This window comes from Methylomagnum ishizawai, assembly GCF_900155475.1.
Lineage (GTDB): Bacteria > Pseudomonadota > Gammaproteobacteria > Methylococcales > Methylococcaceae > Methylomagnum > Methylomagnum ishizawai_A.
The window spans coordinates 2,059,908-2,081,323 of the sequence record NZ_FXAM01000001.1; the positions used below are offsets into that span (position 1 = coordinate 2,059,908).

At 50.3% G+C, this 21,416-nt stretch carries 17 protein-coding genes; 10 read left to right on the forward strand and 7 right to left on the reverse strand.

Features of this window, described 5'->3' with window-relative positions; all coding sequences use genetic code 11:
- Positions 1-2: 2 nt before the first annotated feature.
- The 10 genes from B9N93_RS09215 to B9N93_RS09250 all read left to right on the forward strand — a co-directional run bounded on the left by B9N93_RS09215 (position 3) and on the right by B9N93_RS09250 (position 15,446).
- On the forward strand, positions 3-2,546 hold the full coding sequence (locus tag B9N93_RS09215) for a glycoside hydrolase family 99-like domain-containing protein (protein ID WP_085212949.1): 2,544 nt from the start codon (positions 3-5) through the stop codon (positions 2,544-2,546).
- Entirely contained in the window at positions 2,539-3,465 is a 927-nt protein-coding gene (locus B9N93_RS09220; RefSeq protein WP_085212950.1) for a glycosyltransferase family 2 protein, read from the forward strand. Before B9N93_RS09215 ends, B9N93_RS09220 begins: the two co-directional genes overlap by 8 nt.
- Positions 3,466-3,647: 182 nt before the next feature.
- Positions 3,648-7,178: a glycosyltransferase gene (locus B9N93_RS09225; RefSeq protein ID WP_125468909.1), complete on the forward strand. Its 3,531-nt coding sequence runs from the start codon at positions 3,648-3,650 to the stop codon at positions 7,176-7,178.
- A gap of 189 nt (positions 7,179-7,367) precedes the next feature.
- Positions 7,368-8,156, forward strand: a complete 789-nt coding sequence (locus tag B9N93_RS09230; protein ID WP_085212954.1) for a sulfotransferase family 2 domain-containing protein — start codon at positions 7,368-7,370, stop codon at positions 8,154-8,156.
- Positions 8,157-9,752, forward strand: a complete 1,596-nt coding sequence (locus tag B9N93_RS09235; RefSeq protein WP_085212956.1) for a sulfotransferase family protein — start codon at positions 8,157-8,159, stop codon at positions 9,750-9,752.
- A gap of 46 nt (positions 9,753-9,798) precedes the next feature.
- The gene (locus tag B9N93_RS24610; RefSeq protein ID WP_125468910.1) at positions 9,799-10,773 is read left to right on the forward strand and encodes a hypothetical protein; all 975 of its coding nucleotides are present in this window, start codon (positions 9,799-9,801) and stop codon (positions 10,771-10,773) included.
- 417 nt (positions 10,774-11,190) lie between these two features.
- A complete protein-coding gene (locus B9N93_RS24615; RefSeq protein WP_125468911.1) occupies positions 11,191-12,030 on the forward strand; it encodes a sulfotransferase in 840 nt (279 codons plus the stop codon).
- 100 nt (positions 12,031-12,130) lie between these two features.
- The gene (locus B9N93_RS09240) at positions 12,131-12,430 is read left to right on the forward strand and encodes a hypothetical protein (protein WP_085212958.1); all 300 of its coding nucleotides are present in this window, start codon (positions 12,131-12,133) and stop codon (positions 12,428-12,430) included.
- 394 nt (positions 12,431-12,824) lie between these two features.
- Positions 12,825-14,210 carry a DUF1800 domain-containing protein gene (locus B9N93_RS09245; protein ID WP_085212960.1) on the forward strand — a complete coding sequence of 462 codons (1,386 nt, stop codon included), beginning with the start codon at positions 12,825-12,827 and terminating at the stop codon, positions 14,208-14,210.
- 9 nt (positions 14,211-14,219) lie between these two features.
- Positions 14,220-15,446, forward strand: a complete 1,227-nt coding sequence (locus B9N93_RS09250; RefSeq protein WP_085212962.1) for a DUF1501 domain-containing protein — start codon at positions 14,220-14,222, stop codon at positions 15,444-15,446.
- 35 nt (positions 15,447-15,481) lie between these two features.
- On the opposite strand, the gene B9N93_RS09255 is transcribed toward B9N93_RS09250, so the two are convergent.
- The 7 genes from B9N93_RS09255 to rluC all read right to left on the reverse strand — a co-directional run bounded on the left by B9N93_RS09255 (position 15,482) and on the right by rluC (position 20,821).
- Positions 15,482-16,699: a DUF3570 domain-containing protein gene (locus B9N93_RS09255; protein WP_254899364.1), complete on the reverse strand. Its 1,218-nt coding sequence runs from the start codon at positions 16,697-16,699 to the stop codon at positions 15,482-15,484.
- The gene (locus tag B9N93_RS09260) at positions 16,686-16,907 is read right to left on the reverse strand and encodes a DUF4266 domain-containing protein (RefSeq protein WP_085212966.1); all 222 of its coding nucleotides are present in this window, start codon (positions 16,905-16,907) and stop codon (positions 16,686-16,688) included. Before B9N93_RS09260 ends, B9N93_RS09255 begins: the two co-directional genes overlap by 14 nt.
- A gap of 11 nt (positions 16,908-16,918) precedes the next feature.
- Positions 16,919-17,416, reverse strand: a complete 498-nt coding sequence (locus tag B9N93_RS09265) for a TlpA family protein disulfide reductase (protein ID WP_085212968.1) — start codon at positions 17,414-17,416, stop codon at positions 16,919-16,921.
- 175 nt (positions 17,417-17,591) lie between these two features.
- Positions 17,592-18,194, reverse strand: a complete 603-nt coding sequence (locus tag B9N93_RS09275; protein ID WP_085212972.1) for an NUDIX domain-containing protein — start codon at positions 18,192-18,194, stop codon at positions 17,592-17,594.
- 11 nt (positions 18,195-18,205) lie between these two features.
- Positions 18,206-19,183: a S49 family peptidase gene (locus B9N93_RS09280; RefSeq protein ID WP_085212974.1), complete on the reverse strand. Its 978-nt coding sequence runs from the start codon at positions 19,181-19,183 to the stop codon at positions 18,206-18,208.
- 40 nt (positions 19,184-19,223) lie between these two features.
- Complete coding sequence (locus B9N93_RS09285) at positions 19,224-19,874, reverse strand: HAD-IIIA family hydrolase (protein WP_085212976.1); 651 nt, start codon at positions 19,872-19,874, stop codon at positions 19,224-19,226.
- Positions 19,871-20,821 carry a 23S rRNA pseudouridine(955/2504/2580) synthase RluC gene (gene rluC, locus B9N93_RS09290; protein WP_085216221.1) on the reverse strand — a complete coding sequence of 317 codons (951 nt, stop codon included), beginning with the start codon at positions 20,819-20,821 and terminating at the stop codon, positions 19,871-19,873. The genes B9N93_RS09285 and rluC overlap by 4 nt, the downstream gene beginning before the upstream one ends.
- Between the last annotated feature and the right edge of the window lie 595 nt (positions 20,822-21,416).

Here is a 21,416-nt window from a genome sequence, read left to right on the forward strand (position 1 = left end):
ACATGACTGAGCAAGAAAAGGGATTGCAGGCTGAAATCCAATTGGCTTTGTTGGTGAAAGGAATACTGGTGATCGCGGGCACGATTGGCGATGCCGATGCCCCTGTGAAATCGATAAAGGTTACAGGGGTCCGCAAAAACCTCGCCAAGAATATCTACCGCTTCAATCGCGATAGCACGGGCTTCTACCCACAAACCGAAGCGGCCAAAGGGGCCGACTTCCTATTGCTGATGAAGGCGAAAAACCTCGATCAAGAGGGCATGATCGAATTCGAATCGGATGCAGGATCTGTAGCGTTGGCATATCGCCTTGAAGATCAGGCGAAAATATCCCGTAGCTTGGTCGATCACCTGCGCCATGCCGCCGATTATCTGGATATTGAAGAGTTGCGGGAAAGCCTGGGAGTAGCGGTTCAATATATTTCATTTGATGGTATCCAAGGAGCTAAACAAGGATATTTTGGCTGTTTAGATATTATAGATGGCAATGGTATACAAGGCTGGGCTGTCAACCTTGCCAAACCATCCGATCCTCTGAAAATCAGGGTTTTGTTGCGGAGCCGGATTATCGGCACGGCTTACACGGTATTCAGTCGTAACGATGTTTCGGCCAGCGCGGGCGTTCCCTTGCCCGCTTGCGGGTTCCACCTCAAATGGAACCGTGTCACCCTGCCTCCTGAATTGAAACAATTAGACCGGGATAACCCCTGCGAATTATTAGTGCAAATCGAGGGAACCAATCTCGTATTGGTCAATTTGAAAGGGAAATGGCCCAGCGTGGGAGATTTATTGGGGTGGTGCAATCCCCAACCGGTACCTATGTCGGGATCGGCTAAAAAAATAGCGGTGGAAACCTTTTTAGACAAGGACCCGGTCGAGAATGAGGTCGCGGCCAAGGTAAAGGCAATCGCATTCTTTCTGCCCCAATTCCATCCTATCCCTGAAAACGATGCTTGGTGGGGGCCTGGGTTTACCGAATGGACCAATGTTACCCAGGCCAAACCTTCTTTTCCAGGTCATGAACAACCCCATATACCGGGCGAATTAGGTTTTTATGATCTTCGCTTACCGGAATTGCGTGAAGCCCAAGCCAGGCTTGCTAGGGAATATGGAATTTATGGTTTTTGTTACTATTATTATTGGTTTGCGGGTCGCCGTATTCTAGAGCGTCCTTTGGACGATATGCTTAAATCCGGTAGCCCCGATTTCCCATTTTGCATTTGCTGGGCGAATGAAAGCTGGTCTAAGCGGTGGGATGGTTCGGAAGATGAAGTTTTGTTGAAGCAAGAACACACTCCGGATACGGACGTTGCGTTTATCCGGGATGTTATTCCGATACTCAAAGATCCTCGCTATATTCAAATCAATGGTGCGCCATTATTAATTGTATATCGGGTGAATCTTTTTCCCGATCCAAAGCGCACGACTGCGGTATGGCGTAAAATCTGTGCGGATGAGGGGCTGCCCAATATCCATCTGGCCGCTGTCGAATTCACCGGGTTTAACGATCCCTATGGGAATGGTTTCGATTCTTCGATTGAATTTCCACCTTTGAATATCTCTCCGGCAGAAACCGTAACCAACGAAATAGATGAGTTGGATAAGGACTTCAGTGGCGGAATTTACGATTATCGACAGTACGCGATTCAAGTGATGCTGAGAGAACCAGCCCCTTATCGGCGTTACCGTGGGATCATTCCCGGCTGGGATAATACCCCGCGACGTGGTAAACGGGCTAGCCTGTTTGTGGACCCAGAGCCGCAAACTTATGAGATGTGGTTACGTGCGATAGTGGAGGAAACTCGTAATGCATTACCTGTCGGTGAAAGGTTTATATTCATTAATGCTTGGAACGAGTGGGCTGAAGGTGCCCATCTGGAGCCGGATATACGTCATGGACGAGCCTATCTTGAATCCACCCGACGGGGGTTAACCGGACGTAGTGATTGGCAGGTATTGGCCGAGTATGCACGGGTAAAAGGCTCATTAAGTGGTTCGGAGTTGGAAGACTGGTTATCGGATATCGAATCACAATTGCTGGCCCGTGACCGTTCGTTGCAATATTTAAGGCGGCTACACTCGATGAAAACTCCTTTGGAATTTAACCGGGTGATCTTTAGTCCAGTTCCCTCTTCGATGTTGGAATATAACTATAATGTCAAAGGAGGAGGTCATGGGGTGTTGGATACGGTGAATAACCAAGCGCTACACGAACATATCACTCTCGATCATCGGCGCTGCGCTTTGTTCGCGGGTTGGTGTATTGCTCCGGAAGCCCACGTGGGCGCTCAAAGTGCTACGCTATTTTTCCTCGAACATTTAAATAACCGGAAACGTTATTTCGCTTCGGTTATAGGAAGAGCAAAACGTGAAGATGTAGCGAGTACGTTTCCCGATATGGGAGAATCAGTTACCCTTTATGCCGGCTACCACTTTTATGGGGAATTGTCTCAGCTAGATGCGGGAGAATACCGCATGGGAGTATTTCAACGTGCTGAGCAAAAAAACATAGAAACCCTATTCGATGGAGTTTTGAGAGTTGTCTAACCCAGCAGACCATGAATTAGTCAGTGTTGTTATTCCCGCCTATAAACATGCTAGCTATATTGTGGCGGCTTTGTCATCGGTTGCGGAGCAGACCTATCCAAATCTGGAACTCGTGATTGTGGATGATTGTTCGCCCGATGCTACCTTGGAGGTGGCTGCGGAATGGTTGTCTTCTCCTGAGGTGGATTCCCGGTTTGCTTCAGTTCTTCTTTTGAAGAATGAAACAAATTCTGGCGCTCATGCTAGTATTAACCGTGGAATTCTGGAATCCAAAGGTGCGGTTATTAGTTTAATGAATTCGGATGACTTATATCATCCAGAACGGATTTCTAAACTGGTTGCAGCTATAAAGATTAATAGGACAGAATTTGCCTTTTCCAGGGTCAGAGCCATTGATGATGATAATATGGCTATTCCTCCTTGGCGACTGCCTGATTCCTTGAGGAATGTGTTTGATTTTGCCGATCAGGTTTCTGCTAACTTCCCAGCCTTAAGTTTTGGATTTTTGGCGCAGAATATGGCGGTTTCAACTGGAAACTTTGTGTTTAAACGAGAGTTATATGAGCGCATTGGTCAATTTAAGCCGTTACTCTATGTGCATGATTGGGAATTCGTATTGAGGGCAATATTTGAATGTGAGCCAGCTTATGTGGATGAAGATTTATATTTATATCGTATACACAATACGAATTCGTTTAGCCAGTTGAGTCATGTGGGGGAAATTGAAGGGTTGATCGTGGCCGAGCTATTTTATCGGCTGTCTCGCAATAAAGCTATTAGAAATATTTTGGCACCTGTACCAGATAATTGGCCAACAGTGTGGGAAATATACAAAGAACGCCTTTTGATGCTGAATGTGGGGTCGATGGCAATACGGCAGAAGACACAGCAAAATAAAAGGGTTTGTAAAAGTAAATAAAAAACAAAAATGGCGGTGTGCATCTAAAATCGAAGTAAAGGGTTATTTGTATTATAAGCTTCGCAGGTTTAGCTATGTCTAGAAGTGGCTAGCCTGATCTAGCATGGGTGTATTGCTTATTAAGTGTGGTTTTTAGGATCGCTATCTTGCCTTTTTAATTGTTTAGATTTTAGGAGGAGTGCTTGAGCGAGTTAAAGTTTGCTGCGAACAATCCCAAGAACCGAAATAAAAAATATTCCGGAAATATTGATGATATCAACGAAGAATATTTGTCGGGCTGGGTTGTCAATAATAAATTTCCCGATGAACGACTTCGATTGGAGTTGTTAATTAATGGGCAAGTTATCGTGGGCTTCGATGTTGACCAGTTGCGCCCTGATATTGTGCAGCAAACTGGGGTGGATCAGCTATATGGGTTTTCTTTAAATATTACTGAAAGCCTGAATGCATACCTTGCCGAGCACCCGGAGTTTGTTGAGATTATTTCATCCGAAAAAGTTGAGGTGGCTGTACGTATTGCGGATACCGATACTTTTGTCGGTCCATCTACCTATAAGCTGGATCTTCGTGACATGGCCCAACGTGAAATATCTACGACATCCAAGCAAGATGCCCTCGAAGAAAATATGCCCAATATGGTTAAACCAACTGATGATGTAGATATCGACTTACATGGCTCCGCAGGAGCAGTTGGGGTTATTATGGATGCCATAGAATTACCGAGTGCTACTGGTTTGGAAAGGGCAGGCACGGACATCCATGAATTATCTGGTACCGTTAGTGTCGGAGGAAGTGCTGAGGTGGTTGCGGTGACAGATTTGACGAACCTGATAAAATCGGAGCCTGCCGGATTCAGTATGCCTAATAATGAAGTTATTGATTTGTCGACTCAAAAGCAAGTTGCTATGCCACATGGCAAAGTATCAAGTTCTCTTGCTAAGGAAAATTTGATTTCTCCCCCAGAGCCTCCATTGATCGAGGGAAATGTGGATATGGTCCGGGGTGGCATGGCGTATGGATGGGTATGGAATAAGAATGGACCTGACCAGCATGTTCCAGTTGAACTATGGGTCGATGGGGCTTTGATGGGGCTTGGGTTTGCTAATCAAGAAAGGCCGGATTTAGTCGAAGTGCAGGTCGGAAAAGGGGACCATGGATTTTCTTTTGAATTGCCATCAGAATGCAGGGATGGCAAAATCCATACCATTGTGATTAAAGAATCCCTTACAGGATCAGAGCTTAGCCCGGGTGCATTGGAATATGAATTGGATATGACATTGCGTTCGTGGATAGATGGTGTCCATGGAGCATCGCTTACGGGATGGCTTGCTAGGGAATATCCATCGGTTTTCGGAGTGGATATTACTGTTTGGGAGGGTAGGGATATAGTTGCTCAAGGGCGTGCTGATCAGCCTATGGAGGATCCGGACGCGGCACGCTTCAATATTCCATTGCCTTCACGCCTGTTTGATAGCAGGGTTCATCATTTCATAGTTAAGGATGAAAATGATGACATCCTGGGCGAATGTGTCCAAGCATTACCTTATATATTAACCCCGGAGGATGCTTTACTTAAATATGGCGGTGGCCATTTGCGGGGACAACTTATTGCTACGAACGCGGCAAAACGTTATGAATCTTTACGCTATCAATTTTTCTTGCTTGGTCAAGATTCATCTATTGACCCGGCCCTGAGGAAGCGTTTAGGCCAGATTTATGATGCTCATGAACATGTTTTACATGCGGTTATGCAAACTCCTAAGGGAGCAAGATACCTTCCTTCCTTGGTATTTCCTGAAATAGATAATCCTGACGTATCAATTGTTATACCTGTTCATAATAAGTTTGAGGTAACTTATAACTGCCTCGCTTCGCTGATCCTTTCTCCTAATAAAGTCAGCTTTGAAGTAATTGTCGTTGATGATGGTTCTCAAGATGAAACTTTAAATATCAATAGTTTAGTCTCTGGAATAACTTTATTGCGTAATGAGTCGGCGCAGGGGTTTGTTCGGAGTTCCAATCGCGGTGGATCAGTTGCGCGTGGGCGCTATATTGTAATGTTGAATAATGATACCGAGGTGGGTGCCCGTTGGCTGGATGAGATGTTATCGATATTTCATGAGCAGCAGCGGGTTGGTATGGTCGGAGCTAAGCTGGTATACCCAAATGGTACTTTGCAAGAGGCTGGTGGGGTTGTTTGGAATACTGGCGATCCTTGGAATTATGGAAGGGGAGCTAACCCATATGATCCCCGCTATAATTATGTACGCGATGTAGATTATCTCTCGGGCGCTTGTATTATGCTACCGAAGTCGCTATGGGATGAGTTGGATGGCTTTGATATAATGTTTGCGCCAGCTTACTTCGAGGATACAGACTTAGCATTCCGCGTGCGAGCCAAGGGATTACGTACCGTTTATACACCGTTTTGTGAAATTATTCACTATGAAGGGGTGAGCAGCGGGACCAGCACCAGTTCGGGAATGAAGCGATACCAAGAAATTAATCGTCCAAAATTTAAAAAGCGTCATGTGCCCGCTTGTTATTATAATGGTATGGTGGGGGTTGATGTCGAATTGAATAAAGATAGGAACATTCGGTATCGGGTTTTAGTGATTGATGCTACTACGCCAACTCCAGATAAAGATGCGGGCAGCTATGCAGCGATTCAGGAAATGCGCCTGCTGCAATCATTTGGCTGTAAACTCACGTTTATTCCTGAAAATATGGCTTATTTGGGGCGATATACTGAAGAATTGCAACGGATGGGAGTGGAATGTGTTTATGCACCGTTTGCAACCTCACCGCTAGAGCTTTTGAAAACTAGGGGGAGAGAGTTTGATTTGGTATACATTACGCGCTATACGGTTGCTGAAAAATATATTGAATCAATTAGAGAGTATGCCCCTGCGGCACGGATAGCATTCAATAACGCGGATTTGCATTTCTTACGTGAGTTGCGTCTTGCTATCGCGAACCATGATCAGAACATCATGTCGCAAGCGCTCAGAACCCGAGATGCCGAATTGGCTGTTATGAGGCAAGTGGACCTAACCCTTTCTTATAATGAAGTTGAACATGCGGTCATACTTTCACATAATTTGGATTCTTCTCAAGTTGCAAAATGTCCATGGGTAGTTGATGTACCCGAGAATATCCCTGAGTTCGGTCACCGTAGTGATATTGCTTTCTTAGGTGGGTATGGCCATCCACCGAATATAGAAGCGGTAGAGACTTTCGTGCATGAGGTTATGCCTTTGCTTCGTAAGCGCCTACCAGGCGTATGTTTTCGAATTTATGGAAGCAATCCGCCTAAAAGCTTTGATGCTTTGAAGGCAGATGACGTTATAGTCGAGGGATGGGTAGAAGATGTTGCGGAGGTATATAATACTTGCCGTGTTTTTGTCGCTCCGCTTAAAACTGGAGCTGGACTAAAAGGTAAAGTGGTTGGAGCCTTAGCTTATGGAGTGCCTAGCGTAATTTCTCCTGTTGCTGCTGAAGGAATTGGTTTGCGGGATGGTTTAGAAGCACGCATAGTGGCTAAATCTGAAGCATGGGTAGATGCTATCGCCGAGTTGTACGAAGATGAAGCAAAATGGCTTGCTTGCTCTGAAGCAGCCCGTAAGTTTGCTTCTTTTGAGTATAGCTTTGAGCAGGCCAGGGTATTGATGGGAGAAGCTTTAGCGCAAGTGGGTATTTTTGCTGAGCAGTAAACTGGTTTGATAGTAAGGATTAAGGTTTAGCCATGGATGGCTTGTGTTATAGATATAAAGCCTCTTGTAATAACTATTAGTGTTGCATAATTGTGATTTTAATCCAGAAAAGCGCTATTATAATTAATAATGCGTTGTATTTTGCATGGTTATAGTTAAGATTTTGATTGAGGGCAGGTACGGGTTGTTGTGGCTAAACGTAAAGTTATTCTTCATTACCATATTTTCAAAAATGCGGGTACTTCTGTAGATCGTATGCTGGAGCAGTCATATGGTAATTGCTGGTTGAACTACGATAAATCTGAAAGTGGAGAAAAAATATCGGCATTTGAAATGGAGGCTTTTATATTGGATCACCATGATGTGGTTGCTTTCTCTTCTCATCAAGTAGTGCCTCCGCTTCCATCATCGAGATTTTTAAAAGTTTTTCCAATAATAGTTTTGCGTCATCCTATTGATCGGGCTTATTCAGCATATTTATTTGAGTGGAAAAAGCAACAAGGAAATGGTATTCCAATAGGAACGTTTGCTGATTATATTGCTGAGAAGTTTCAGTTTTTCCGGAAAAATGCAATTGAAGATTTTCAAACTTTTCATCTTGCTAATCAAGACTATCATAGCACGTCGACCTTCCTGTCTGAAGGACTAACGAAAGATGAAGAAGCGTTAAAGAGTGCCCGCCAATTTCTTGCTCAAGTTGGATATTTTGGTATAGTTGATTGTTATACTGAATCTTTGAGGTTATTTAAAAAGATGCTCTCCACGGAGTTTCCTGATCTTGTTTTTGATGAGTATCATGAGAATATGCTGCAAGATAAGGGATTGAGTATTTGTGATAAAGTTGCATATATTAAAGGGATTTTGGATGAGGTAAGCTACACATCTTTAGTGATGCGTAATCAGCTAGATTTACGCTTATATGAATATTCTCTTGGATTATTTTATAAAATTTATTCCACAAAGATTAAGGGGAAATAAATGGGTGTTTTTATTATTGGTATGCACCGTTCAGGGACATCCATGGTGGCACGTATACTGAATTCACTAGGTTATTATTTAGGAGAAGCAAAGGATATGCTACCCCCAAAGCCTTCAAATCCAGAAGGCTTCTGTGAACGTCTTGATGTGGTGCGTATTAATAACCAATTGCTTAGCTTGGCGCATGCAAGTTGGGATTGGCCCAGGCCGCTTAACGAGAAGTTTTGGAATAGGATTGATACGATTCCTTCATATGAAAAGTTAGTTGGCTCAACTCGTGAGTTATTAGGTGTGCTAGATAGTCATACGCCTTGGGCTATTAAAGATCCTAGACTATGTTTAACTTTACCGTTTTGGCGTGAATTGGTCCCATCGGGGAAATATTTAATATGTGTTAGAAATCCATTTGAAGTTGCTCAATCTCTTAGTCATCGACATCAACTTACGGAAAATTTTGGCATACAACTTTGGCAAGTATACTATGAAAATTTGCTTAAAGCGCTTGGTGAAAATAATAAAAACGTATTTATTATAGATTACAAAGAAGTTCTTGAGAATAAAGAGTGTCAAATTCGTAAATTGGCGTCATGGCTTGATATTTCAGCAAGTGAAAATGATATATCTAGAGCTATTGATGTGGTTAATTTTGGTTTTTACAATAAAAAAGTAAGTGATTATAAAAAAAGATTAGAACAGCCAAGATATTCTAAAATAAAAAGCATTTATGAGTTTTTTTTGAAGGACGTGGTTGAAAAGGTTAATGATGGTGGAATTATCGATGCTTTGAAAAATCAAAGAGATGACCTTGATAAAGTAGTTCAAAATAAAATTCAATCAGACTTAGGGGGCAGGAGGAAGGTTATTGTACATTATCATATATATAAAAATGCAGGGTCGTCCGTCGATAAAATACTAGATAAAAATTTTGGACGTACAGCTTGGGTTAAATGGGAAGGAAATGGCAATAATGCCTCTCCCGAAGCGCTATCTGCATTAATTACATCGCGAACGGAAGTTATAGCAATATCTTCTCATTTGGCTGATATTAGTTCTCCAGCAATTGACGGCACAGATATATACCCAGTTTTATTTTTAAGGCATCCTTTAGATCGTATTTCCTCGGTATATAATTTTGAGCGGAGACAAGAAAAGGATGGTCCTGGACCTAATCAAGCTAAACAGCTTGATTTACGGTCCTATGTAGAGTGGCGCTTAGATCATGATCGCTTATTTAAAAATTATCAAACAATGCGTTTAGCGGCATGGTTTAACAATCCCGAAAAGCGGTTATTGCCTGAGTTGACGAGAGCACTTAAAGCGCTTGCGGAACTTCCTTTTTTTGGGTTAGTTGAGCGGTTTGATGAGTCTATATTACGATTAGAATCTTGGCTTAAGTCTGAATTCCCTGGTTTTAAATGTGAATCAGTACGTGATAATGCTACAAGTAGTTCAGACATTACTTTAGAGCAGAAATTAATTATATTGCGTGAACAGTTAGGAGATAGTCTTTATTCTCGAATAGAACAGGAAAATGGTAACGACTTAATTTTATATGATGCTGCGATGGCAATTTGGAATGACCGTAGGTTAAGTTGATAAATTTATCCTAATATGGATTTTCAAAATTAATGGGGAGATAAAAATGCGGGAAATTACAATGCATATTGGTCGTCATAAAAGCGGCACTTCATCATTACAGCATTTCCTTGTGAAGAATGAAAGCGTTTTAGCTGATTTAGGGTATTTATACCCTAAGTCTATGCGAACACCAAAAGTTGCTCACCATTCGCTTGCGGAATTTTTTAAAAATAGCTATCAAAGAAAATGTTCTGATAAAGAATGGATGGTTTTAGATAATGAATGTAAGCTATTTTTGAAAGAAATTGATGGGGCATCGAAAATTTTATTAAGTAGTGAGGCATTTCAGGCCGTAAAACCAAGCGAGGTAAAAGATTTTTTTGGGCCTGCGGTAAATATTATTGTGTATATCCGCGAGCAGTTTGAATATCTGATATCTTCATATGCACAAGCTGTACAAAATCAAAAAATTACTTTAACGCTTGAAGAGTATGAAAAGCGTTTTTTTTACGATTATTCTAGGTTTTTGAAGTCATGGGAAGATGCTTTTCCTACGGGTAAAACGACTGTTCGAATATATGATCGTGCTGAACTTGCTGAAGCCGATATTAGGCTGGATTTTATTTTGGCGCTCGGACTAAAAAAGGATAATTTTATTTTTGATGTTGAGGAAAAAAATCCTAGTATTGGTGGTATTTTATTGGAATTTAAGCGGCGGCTTAATATGATGGATTTCGAGTCAATAGTTAGTGCTGGTAAGCTTTATGAAATTTTGGGTAAGGCGGCTGCAATTAATCCATCGCTTGTTTGTGGAACATACTGGAACTCAAAATTGATTGAAGAAATCGATAAAAAATGTCTGCAACCTAATAAAATAGTATGTGAAAAATTCTTCCCTGGAAGAAAAACCCTTTTTAATCGAAAGGCTCAGTTTTATGAAGAAAAAAGTGTTATGGCTACATTTGATGATGTCGCTAGTACTATTGATGCAATAATCCCAAGCGTTGGAACAAAGCTTATGAGTTTGATTTCAAGGTAATTTTTTACAATTATAGCGGTTTCTATATTAATAAATTAGGTATGAAAATTTGATTTTCATTAAATCAATGACTTATATTTGATATCTCGTGTTTTTCTAGACATAAGCTTTGGTTGATTATTTGATGGGTTTATTCAAGTTATAGGCTTTTTTGTTGAAGTTGCTACGTATATTTTTTATTACATTATTATGTAATAACTTATAAATTTACGGTTGTTGTGTTTTTTTGATTTAGATACTAAAATAGTGTTTATTATTTACTCCCTTCAAAGCGAAAGAATACCTAATCGCTATTTTACGTAAGCCATTGAGTTTGAATGAAGCATATCGATTTTGAGGCTGGGCGCTCTTTGAGCGGTAATGGAGTGAAAAAATATTTAATATTATAATGCTATATAAGCACTTTTTGGAAAAGCCATGCCTATTATTGAGTCTGATATTGTTGCTCAGTTAACTGAAAAAAGTCTTCCTAGCGCAGACGATTATTTCAACCTAGCTGGTGAAATCGCAAATGATGGTAATTATGAATTGTCCGCTAGGGCTATTTTTGCTGCAAGATATTTATTTAAGCACACTTCTGTTTTTAATCAAAAAATAACAAGGCTAAGAAATGATTTTCCTGGACTTGGAGATTTTTTACGGTGCGACGACAGTGAGTTGTTAGGTCTTAATAAAACCAAGGTATTTGGGATAGGTTTGTCTAGGACTGCGACTAATAGCTTATCAGAGGCTTTGAAGATTTATGGGTATAAAACCGCTCATTGGTTAAATGATGATAATGAAATTATTGGATGGGGGGATTTTTTAGAGTATGATGCGTTGTGTGATACGTCGGTTTCTTTTATTTTTGAAACAATTTATTTTGCATATCCTGATGCAAAATTTATATATACCGTCAGGAACGAAAAGGATTGGCTTGATTCTATTGTAAAGCATTTTCATTGGGTTGGTGGTTTTGATAAGTTATTGTTGTTGTGCGAGGAGAATAAACGAAAATCTGGTAGGGTAGGAACACCTTTATGGAAAATAATTCATAGAAGTCTTTATGCCAATAGCAAGAATTGGTTGGGTGCATATAAGGCTTACGATAAGCGTGTAACCAAATTTTTTAACAATAAAAAAGATGTTTCTTTTCTGAAGATTGATTTGACAGATAAATCTTATACAAGTTTAGATAAGTGGAACATGCTGGGGAAATTTATTGGTGCAAAGCGTGTCCCCTTGCTTCCATTTCCGCATAAAAATAAAAAATCTTAATACCTAACCTAGAATTTTTATTCTATAGCAAGTGAGTGTGGATGGCTGAAGATTTTTGTTTATTGGGTTTTCCGTAATCATAATGTGAAAGGTGAATGCAATGCATATCAATGAAGTGGTCGAGTTGGTTAAGGGCGTGGATCCCGCTCTGCTCAAAGGTATTCCTGATAAAAAGGTAGCCAAGATCATACGGGAGGCTTTTGTTCAAGTAAGCAACCAGGTAGAAAACACAGAGGAAGGTGTTATTGCTGTGCCTGGTTTAGGGCGCTTTCAGATTAGAAAGCTTGAGCGCGAAGTGAATGGCCAGACTGTGTTTAATAAACGGGTCATATTCAAACTCCGCAAGGCCGTGACTTCAGATACCGCCCAAGATCAGGAAGCCGAGCGCGAAGAGGCTTAAAGCTATAAAATTTATGGGTATAGATTCTGTTTGTATTTGTGGGTTTTTGGAAATGTGGATGGCCGGGGCGAATAATCCTCCCGAAATAATAATGATCAGTTTATGAAGCCATTCGCTGACAGTTAAAAGCCATGTGATGGCGAAGAAACTGAAAAGCTCATTGGGTATCCTTGCTAAAAGATGCTTGTGATGCCCAGGTTTCTTAACTATATTCATGGCTTTGCTTCAAAAGCGCCTTTTTACGGTCATTGTAAATAAGACTGAGTTTGCTGAAGGGTGTTCTGACCAGCTTCGCGGTTTCAACTGCTTCCAATCTTTCAGCGGGTATGAAAGTTGGCAGTTAGGCCGTGAATGATGCGGCTTATTGTTGCTTTGTCGATCAATTCGACCATTTATGGATAAACCTTTTCATGTAATTCGTCGATTAACCCTCGGCTTTACCCTGGCCGAGGTGGACTCTGTACGCCGTCAGAGTTTCGAAGCATTTATCCATGGCCAATTGAATCCAGAAACCCTGCCTGAGCCTCTATCGCTACAGACTGGATTGTCGCCTTTGGCGACTTTGCGCCTGCAAACCACGGAACTATTCCGTGAATACGGCCCCCCGATCAAACGCAAAGCTACGTTATTCCAAGGTGAGGAATTACGGCGTCTACGCAGGCTTACCCGGTTACCCACGGTCGAAGCGGCTTCCGCGAGGTTGCTCCGGGCCGTGCAAAGCCCCCGCCAATTGCAAGAAATCCTGGTGGATTTCTGGTTTAACCATTTCAATGTTTTCTTCGAAAAGGGGCCGGTCCGCGTATGGGCGGGCGCTTATGAAAGGGATACCATCCGGCCTTTTGTGTTCGGGAAATTCCGCGACATGCTTTCCGCTACGGCGCGGCATCCCGCCATGTTGTTCTATTTGGATAATTGGCGGAATGTGGCTCCCAGGAATCCCACCGCAACCGGTAAATCCAGGGGAATCAACGAAAACTATGCCCGCGAGCTTTTGGAATTGCACACGTTGGGCGTGGATGGCGGTTATGGGCAACAGGATGTACGCGAACTAGCCCGGATTTTAACGGGTTGGGGACTGAAGAATCTGGGTAAGGAGGACGGACCGTCGGTATTTTTCTTCGATCCGGAAAAGCATGATAGCGGCGGAAAGGTATTGCTCGGTCGGCCTGTGACCGGGAAGGACCAGCAGGAAATCGAGGAAACCCTGGCTTTCCTGGCCGGACATCCCTCCACGGCCCGGCATATCGCCTATAAACTCGCCCAGTTATTTGTAGCGGATAATCCGCCCGCTACTTTGGTGGATAAGCTGGCCCGGCGCTTCCAAGAAACCGATGGAGAAACCCGGGCGGTTTTGGCGACCTTATTCGCCAGCGATGAATTCTGGGATGGACGTTATTATGGCGTCAAATTCAAAACCCCGTTCCGATATTTGGTTTCTTGCCTGAGGTTGCTGGATATTCCGGTGAGCGACCCTGAAACATTGGCGGGTCTGTTGCAACAATGGGGTATGCCCTTGTATGGCTGTCCGACGCCGGATGGTTACCACCTGACCCAGGAGGCTTGGCTGAATCCCGATGCTTTGATGCGCAGGATCGATTTCGCCGGCAACCTGACCCACAGTATGAGTCCGGGGGAAATCAAGGCGGCACCGGATGCGGATAAATTGCGGTCGGCTTTGGGCGGCTTTTTCGGGCCGCAAACCTTGGCGGCGCTCGATGCGGCCCCGCCCCAGGACCGTCTCGCCTTGGTGTTGGCGAGTCCCGAGTTCTTGAGATATTGAGGGTTGGCGATGCAACGGCGCGAATTCCTGGCGGGTTTGGTGGGTGGCGCGGCCGCGTGGGCCTTGCCGGTGGGTTGGGTCCGGGCCGCGGTGCCACCCGGCGCGGAACCCCGGCGGCTGGTGGTGATTTTCCTGCGCGGCGCTATCGATGGCTTGAACGTGGTCGTGCCCTATCGCGACGCGGCCTATTACCGGGGACGGCCCACCCTGTCGATTCCAGCCCCTGGACGCGAGGGTGGGGCCTTCGATCTGGATGGGCGCTTCGGCTTGCATCCGGCGCTGGAGGCCGTGTTGCCGTTCTGGAAAGACAAGACCCTGGCTTTCGTCCACGCCTCGGGTTCGCCCGATCCGACCCGTTCCCATTTCGATGCCCAGGATTACATGGAAGGCGGCGAACCCGGCAATAAAAAGACCCAGGATGGCTGGATGAACCGGCTTATCGGCGCTTTGCCGGACCGGATTTCCCCGGTCAAGGCGGTGAACGCGGATATCGCCCTGCCCAGGATACTGCGGGGCGGGCGGCCGGTGGCGACGGTGGCGCTGGGGTCGGCGACTCCCAAGGCGGCGAATGGGGATTCCGGCCAGGATGTATTCGAACGGCTGTACGCGGGCGATGCGGCACTGGCCCAGGCCTATCGCGAGGGCGCGGCGGCGCGGAGGCGGATACAGGAGGACTATGCCAAGGAAATGGCCGCCGCCGATGGTGGGGCGGTGCCGGCCCGGAGTTTCGCGGGCAGCGCCCTGGGATTGGGACGCTTGATCCACGCCGATCCCGAAATCCGCTTGGCCTTCCTGTCGGTGGGCGGCTGGGATACCCATGTCAACCAGGGTGGAACCACCGGGCCGATGGCGAAGAAACTGGGTGCCTTGGGCGAGGGGCTGGCCCGCTTGGTCGAGGGCTTGGGGAATAGCTATCCGCAGACCGTGGTGGTGTTGATGTCCGAGTTCGGGCGCACGGTGCGCGAGAACGGCAGCCAGGGCACCGATCACGGCCATGGCAATGTGATGTGGTTGCTGGGCGGGCGGGTCGATGGCGGGAAGGTGTTGGGGCGCTGGCCGGGCCTGGACGAAGAGGATTTGTACGAGGCGCGTGATCTGGCCGTGACCACCGATTTCCGCGCCGTGCTGGGCGGGGTGCTGCGCCAGCATCTCGGGCTGGCCCCGGCCCAGCTGGCCACGGTGTTCCCCGGCTTCGCGCCGCCCGCCGACGCCGGTTTGACCCTGTTGCGGACTTGACCGGCGCGGCCCCACCGGCCTGGGCCGTGCTTCCCTCAGAACTTCAGGTTCAGGCTGACCGTGAACACCGAATAGGTGAAGTTGTCCAGCGCCGTGCCTGGGCCCCGCTGCATCCCCATCCCCTGTTCCCGCTTGTAAAAATCGACCGCCGCCGCCACCCGTAGCCGATCGAGGAATTCCTTGTGCAATTGCGCCCCGCCGCCCACCGCGCCGAAATCGGCCATGCGGTAGTCGGTGGAGTAATGCCCATCGCTACGCGCCGTCTGGAAATAGGGTTGGTAGAACTCCGCCGCCGATTGCGAGTAATAGCGCACATGCGGCACCAGGACCCAGCCCTCGTAGACCGGTTGGTGCCAGGCGGCCTCGAAGGTGTGGGCGGAAATATCCCAGGTGTCGGCGTAGAAGCGGTAGTCGAAATGCAGGGCGGCGGCGTTGAGTTCCGGGAAGTCGCGGACATAGCGCAGCAGCAGGTTGAATTGGTCGCGGTTCGAGGGGCGCGAATCCAGGGTATAGCAGCTCAGGGTGTAGGCGTATTCCGGGTCGCAGACGACGGCGGGGCCGGGATCGACCACCAGGGCGTATTTGTAGGGGTCGGCCAGATAGCCCTCGCCGTGGGTATAGGTCAGGTTGGCCTGGAGCAGCGAGTTCTTGTCGAGGACTTGGGTGATCCCCAGCAGGCTTTGGAAGGTGGATTTGTCGCCGCCCACGCCCGGCACCCGTTGGTGCTGGTTCTTGCCGACGTTGGTGACGGCCCACACCTGGTCCGAGGCGAAGCCGAAGCCCGCCGCCAGGGTGGTGAGCTTGTCGTTGATGTCCCAGCGGCCATCGAGGTTGAAGAAATCCGAGGTGTAGTCGTTCTCGCTGGAACGGCCCACGTCCACGGACAGCGTGCCCTGGTCGAAGGCGTAGCTGGCCCCGAGGTCCACTTCGTCGCGCACGTCGTGGATCGAGGCGCGGGAGCGGATTTGCGCCAACTGGCCGCGGCTGAGCGCGTTGGCGACCGGCGACGCCCCGGTGACCACGTCCTTGACGCCGTTGGCCTTGACGCTCCAACGGTCGCCGAGCGGCGAGGTCGCCACCGCTTGGTAGACATCCACCCGCATCCGGCCATCGCTTTCCTCGTAGCGGGAAAAGGCGGTGTCGATCTCCGGGTTCAAGCCCTCGGCCTGGGTTTTCGGCACCATCCCCGGCAGCGCCAGGGCGGCGGCGGTGAAGGCGGCGAGCCGCGACGAACCGGCCTTAGTTGCAGCCACAGCCACCTCCGCCGACGCCATAGCCACCGGAAGCGGCTTCCTTGGAGGCGGCGGTATGCCGTTTCAGGGCCGCGTCCAGGCCGTCCGGGTCCAGGGCCATTTGCGGTTTGGCGAGGGTGCCGCGCTCCCAGGGCGCGACCTTGGGCAGGGCGCAGCCCGAGCAGAGCAGGGCGGGGAGCAGGGCGAGGGCCGGTAGTGTGGCGTTCATCGGGATTCCGCCTAGCGTTCGTTCAAGAGCGCTTGCACTTGCTGCTTGATCGCGGCCTTGTCGCCGTCGCGGAAGCCCATATGCACATGGCGGATTTTGCCTTGCCTATCCACCAGGAAGCTGGTGGGCATGGCCTTCACGTCGAATTTCTGCGGGCATTTGCCCTGGGGGTCGGAGGCGATGGGGAAGCTAGCCGGATATTTCCGGAGGAAGTCCTTGGCGTCCTGGGCCTCCTCGTCCAAGTTCAGGGCGATGATTTCCAAACCCTGGGCCTGGAATTCCCGGTGCAACTCGTTCATGAACGGGAAGGATTGGGCGCAGGGTCCGCACCATGAGGCCCAGAAATCGATATAGCCGACCTTGCCCTTGAGTTGAGCCGGGTCCAGGGTGCGGGATTGGTCCAGGGCCGTGGCTGGGCAACTCGGCACCGGGCCTTCGGTGGCGGCCTCGGCGGTCGCGCCGAGGGTGGTGGCGAAAATCAAGGCGATCAAACGGCGTGTAGGTATCATGGCTGGCTCGGAAGGGTGGGAGATCGGCATGGAAGCAAGGCGACAGCACATTCCGAGCCATCCGGGCGGGGCGTTTATGAATCAAATGGGTAGGGTGGGGGCGGTGTTGCGGGTGGGTTATATCGCGCAATATATGTTTGAAATAACGCAAATATGGAACGCCAAGGCTGGCGGATCAGGAGGAGGCCCGTAGCCGCTCCCGGTTCAGGGCCAGCCATTGCAGGCCGATGATAGGCACCGCCGAGTCGATGCGGCCTTGTTCGACCCAGGCCAGGGCTTCCGCGAAATCCACCACGCTAGCCAGGATATCCTCGTTTTCCTCCGCCAGCCCGTGCAGTCCGCCCAAACCCGCGCTGTCCACCAGGCCGCAGAACAAGGTGATGCGCTCGGAACAGCCGCCCGGCGTCGGGAAGAATTCGCCGATGCGGATCAATTCGCGCACAACGCAGCCCGCTTCCTCGGCGCATTCGCGGTGGGCGACCGCCTCCGGGCTTTCGCCCGCCTCGATGGCCCCGGCCACGATTTCCAACAGCCAGGGGTTTTCCTTGACGCCCAGGGCGCCGACCCGGAATTGTTCGACCAGGACCACCCGGTCGGTGACGGGATCGTAGGGGATCACTGCCACGGCCCGGCCCCGGTGGAACAATTCCCGCTCCAATACCCCGCTCCAGCCGCCCTGGTAGAGGGTGTGGCGGAGCTTGAGCCGGGTCAGCTGGAAGAAGCCCCGGTAGACCGGGGTTTGCTCGACGATCTCGAACGCCGGTTCGGTTTGGGCCATGGCGCGGACTCCTAGCGTAGGGCGGCGCTGTCGAGGGCGTTCCACAGGAACGAACCCACGGCGGTGCCGAAACGGTGGCCGATGCGGTCCAGGAAGTTCTGGTCGGGGGTGAAGTTGACGGTCTTTTTCGCGCCGATGACATCCTCGGCCACATGGCGCAGGTCGCCGACCTCGTCCGCCAGGCCGAGCTTGATACCGTCCGCCCCGGTCCAGACCAGCCCCGAGAACATGTCCGGGGTTTCCTTGAGCCTATCGCCCCGGCCTTGCTTCACGGCGTCGATGAATTGGCGGTGGACGGTGTCCAGCACCGATTGCATATGGGTCTTGGCGATTTCATCGACCGGCGAGAACGGATCGAGGATGGCCTTGTGCGCCCCGGCGGTCATCACCCGGCGCTCCACCCCCAGCCTGCCCATGGCATCGACGAAGCCGAAACCGCCCATGATGACGCCGATGGAACCCACCACGCTGGCGTTGTTGACGAAGATTTTGTCGGCGGCGGAGGCGATGTAATAGCCGCCCGAGGCGCACATATCGGCCACCACGGCATAGATCGGGATGCCGGGTTTGAGGCGTTTCAGGCGGCGGATTTCGTCGTAGACATAGGCCGATTGCACGGGGCTGCCGCCGGGCGTGTTCATCCGCAGCACGATGCCCTGGGTGTTTTCGTCCTCGGCGGCGGCGCGTAAACCTTGGATGATGGTGTCGGCGCTGGCGGGTTGGCCCGGCGCGATGGTGCCGACCACGTCGACTACCGCCGTATGGCCCTTGCCGTCGCCGCCGCCGCGCAGGTCCATCAGGGGTTGGGCGCCCAGCCATAAGATCACGGCCAGATAGACCATCAGCAGCGATTTGAAGAAGATGCCCCACAGCCGCGCCCGGCGTTGTTCGGCGATCGAGGCCATCAGGACTTTTTCCAGGGTTTCCCGCTCCCAGGGCGTCGGGGTGGCGGGAGTGGGTTCGGGCGTATGTGGGTGGGTTTCGCTCATGGGGAGACCTCGCCGGAAGCATCCGGGGTTGGGGGTGGACTCAGGTCAAAAGGGGTAGGAGTTCGCGTGTGGTTTCGAGGCAGAGCAGCGGCTTGAGTTCCGCCAGTTCGTCCAGGGTGTTGGCCCCGCAGCCCACGGCGATGGCAGCGATGCCGGCGTTGTCCGCCATGCGCAGGTCGTGCAGGGAATCGCCGATCATCAGGGTGCGTCCGGGCGGGATGGCGAGTTCGTCCATGAGTTGGAACAGCATCTTGGGATGGGGTTTGGAGGCGGTTTCGTCGGCGCAGCGGGTGGCGTGGAACAAGCTGCCCATGCCGGTTGCGGCCAGGGCGTGGTTCAGCCCGTTGCGGTTCTTGCCGGTGGCGACCGCCAGCCGATAACCCCGCGCCCGCAGCGCGTCTAGCAACTCGGGCACGCCTTGGAACAGTCCGTCCACCGTGGTCGGGCGGGTGTGGTAATGCTCGCGGTAATGCCCGACCAGGGTATCGACCTGGGCTTGGGTGGAGCCTGGACAGATGGCGTCCATGGCGGCCTGGATGCTGAGTCCGATCACCGATTTCGCCAGCGCGTCGGAAGGGACCGGCAGGTCCGCGGCCTTGGTCGCGTACTGTAGGCATTCGACGATCCAGCCTATGGAATCGAACAGGGTGCCGTCCCAATCGAAAACCAGCAAATCGAAACGTTGTTTCATCGGGCTAGGGTGTTGAGGAAATCGGCGAGTTCCGGGGGCAGGGGAGCCTCGAACTTCAAAACTGCGCCGGTGCGGGGATGGTGCAGGGTGGTCGCGGCGGAATGCAGGAACAACCGCTTGAGGCCCAGTTGCTTGAGTCCGCGGTTGGCGTTCTCGTCGCCGTAGCGCTCGTCGCCCGCCACCGGATGGCCCATCGATTGGGCATGGACGCGGATTTGGTGGGTGCGCCCGGTGATGGGGCGGGCTTCGACCAAGGTGGCTTGGGCGTAGCGCTCTCTGCGGCGGAATTCGGTCACGGAGGGCTTGCCGTCGCGGGCGACTTTCACCAAGCGCTCGCCGCTTTGCAGCACGTTCTTCTGCAAGGGGGCATCGACGATCCAATGGTTGCGCGCCCAGACTCCGGCCAGTAGCGCCAGATAGACCTTCTTGACCTCGTCGCCCCGGAATTGCTCGTGCAGCCCCCGCAGGGCGCTGCGTTTCTTGGCGATCAAGAGGCAACCGGAAGTCTCGCGGTCCAGCCGGTGGACCAGTTCCAGGAACCGCGCCTCGGGCCGGATTTCCCGCAAACCCTCGATCACCCCGAAGCTCAAGCCGCTGCCGCCATGCACCGCCAGCCCGGAAGGCTTGTTGATGACCAGTAGGTCTTCGTCTTCGTGGAGGATGTTGCCTTCGATGCGGTTGCGGAGGGCGCGGCCCGGGATTTCCGGGGTTTCGCGCTCGGCTAGCCGGATCGGCGGTATGCGGATTTTGTCGCCGGCCTCCAGGCGGTCCTTGGGCTGGACCCGTCCGCCGTTGCGGCGCACTTCGCCGCTGCGGAGGATGCGGTAGACGTGGCTTTTGGGGACGCCCTTGAGGCGGGTGAACAGGAAGTTGTCGATACGTTGGCCCGCGGTTTCCGCGTCCACGTCGAGCCATAGCACGGCGCTGCCGGTGGGTGGTGCGTTCATGGGCGGCATAATAGCAGTTTCACCGCTTAAATTGATGCTTTCGCCGGGGATTGCTATAGTTGCCAATGGTTGTTATTCGATCCCGGCCCGGTCCGCCCGATACCCTCAGTGGCGGGCGGGGATCGGCCAGGGAATAACCATCATCGCGGAACGGCGCTATCCCCGCCGCCCTACAGCCCGATCCATCCCAGTCCATGCGGATCCGCCCGCGGTTATGGGAGGCAGACATCCCATTCACGCCACGGCACGCATCCAACGCCGTTTCCATACCCGCCCCCCTTCGGTGGCCGACCGGACACCACACGGCCCGGTGCCGCGTGCGGGCGCTGACGAATTCCCGCGTGAACGGTTTTTCCTGGGCTGGTTTTCCCCGGCGCGTAGGTGCCGGCCGGGGCGGATGGGGTGTTCCGCCGCCGCGGTGTTTGCCCATGGACCTGACCAGGTACGACGTAAAGGGTTTTTTCGCTCGACCCACGATGAGCGAACATCACGCGGCCCGGAAGGCCGGCAAGTGACGCCCCCCGCATCCAGCGGGAGCGGCCCCGCCCGGCGGGGGTGAGACTCCCTCCAGGGCGCATCGAAGGTCAAGCCTTGA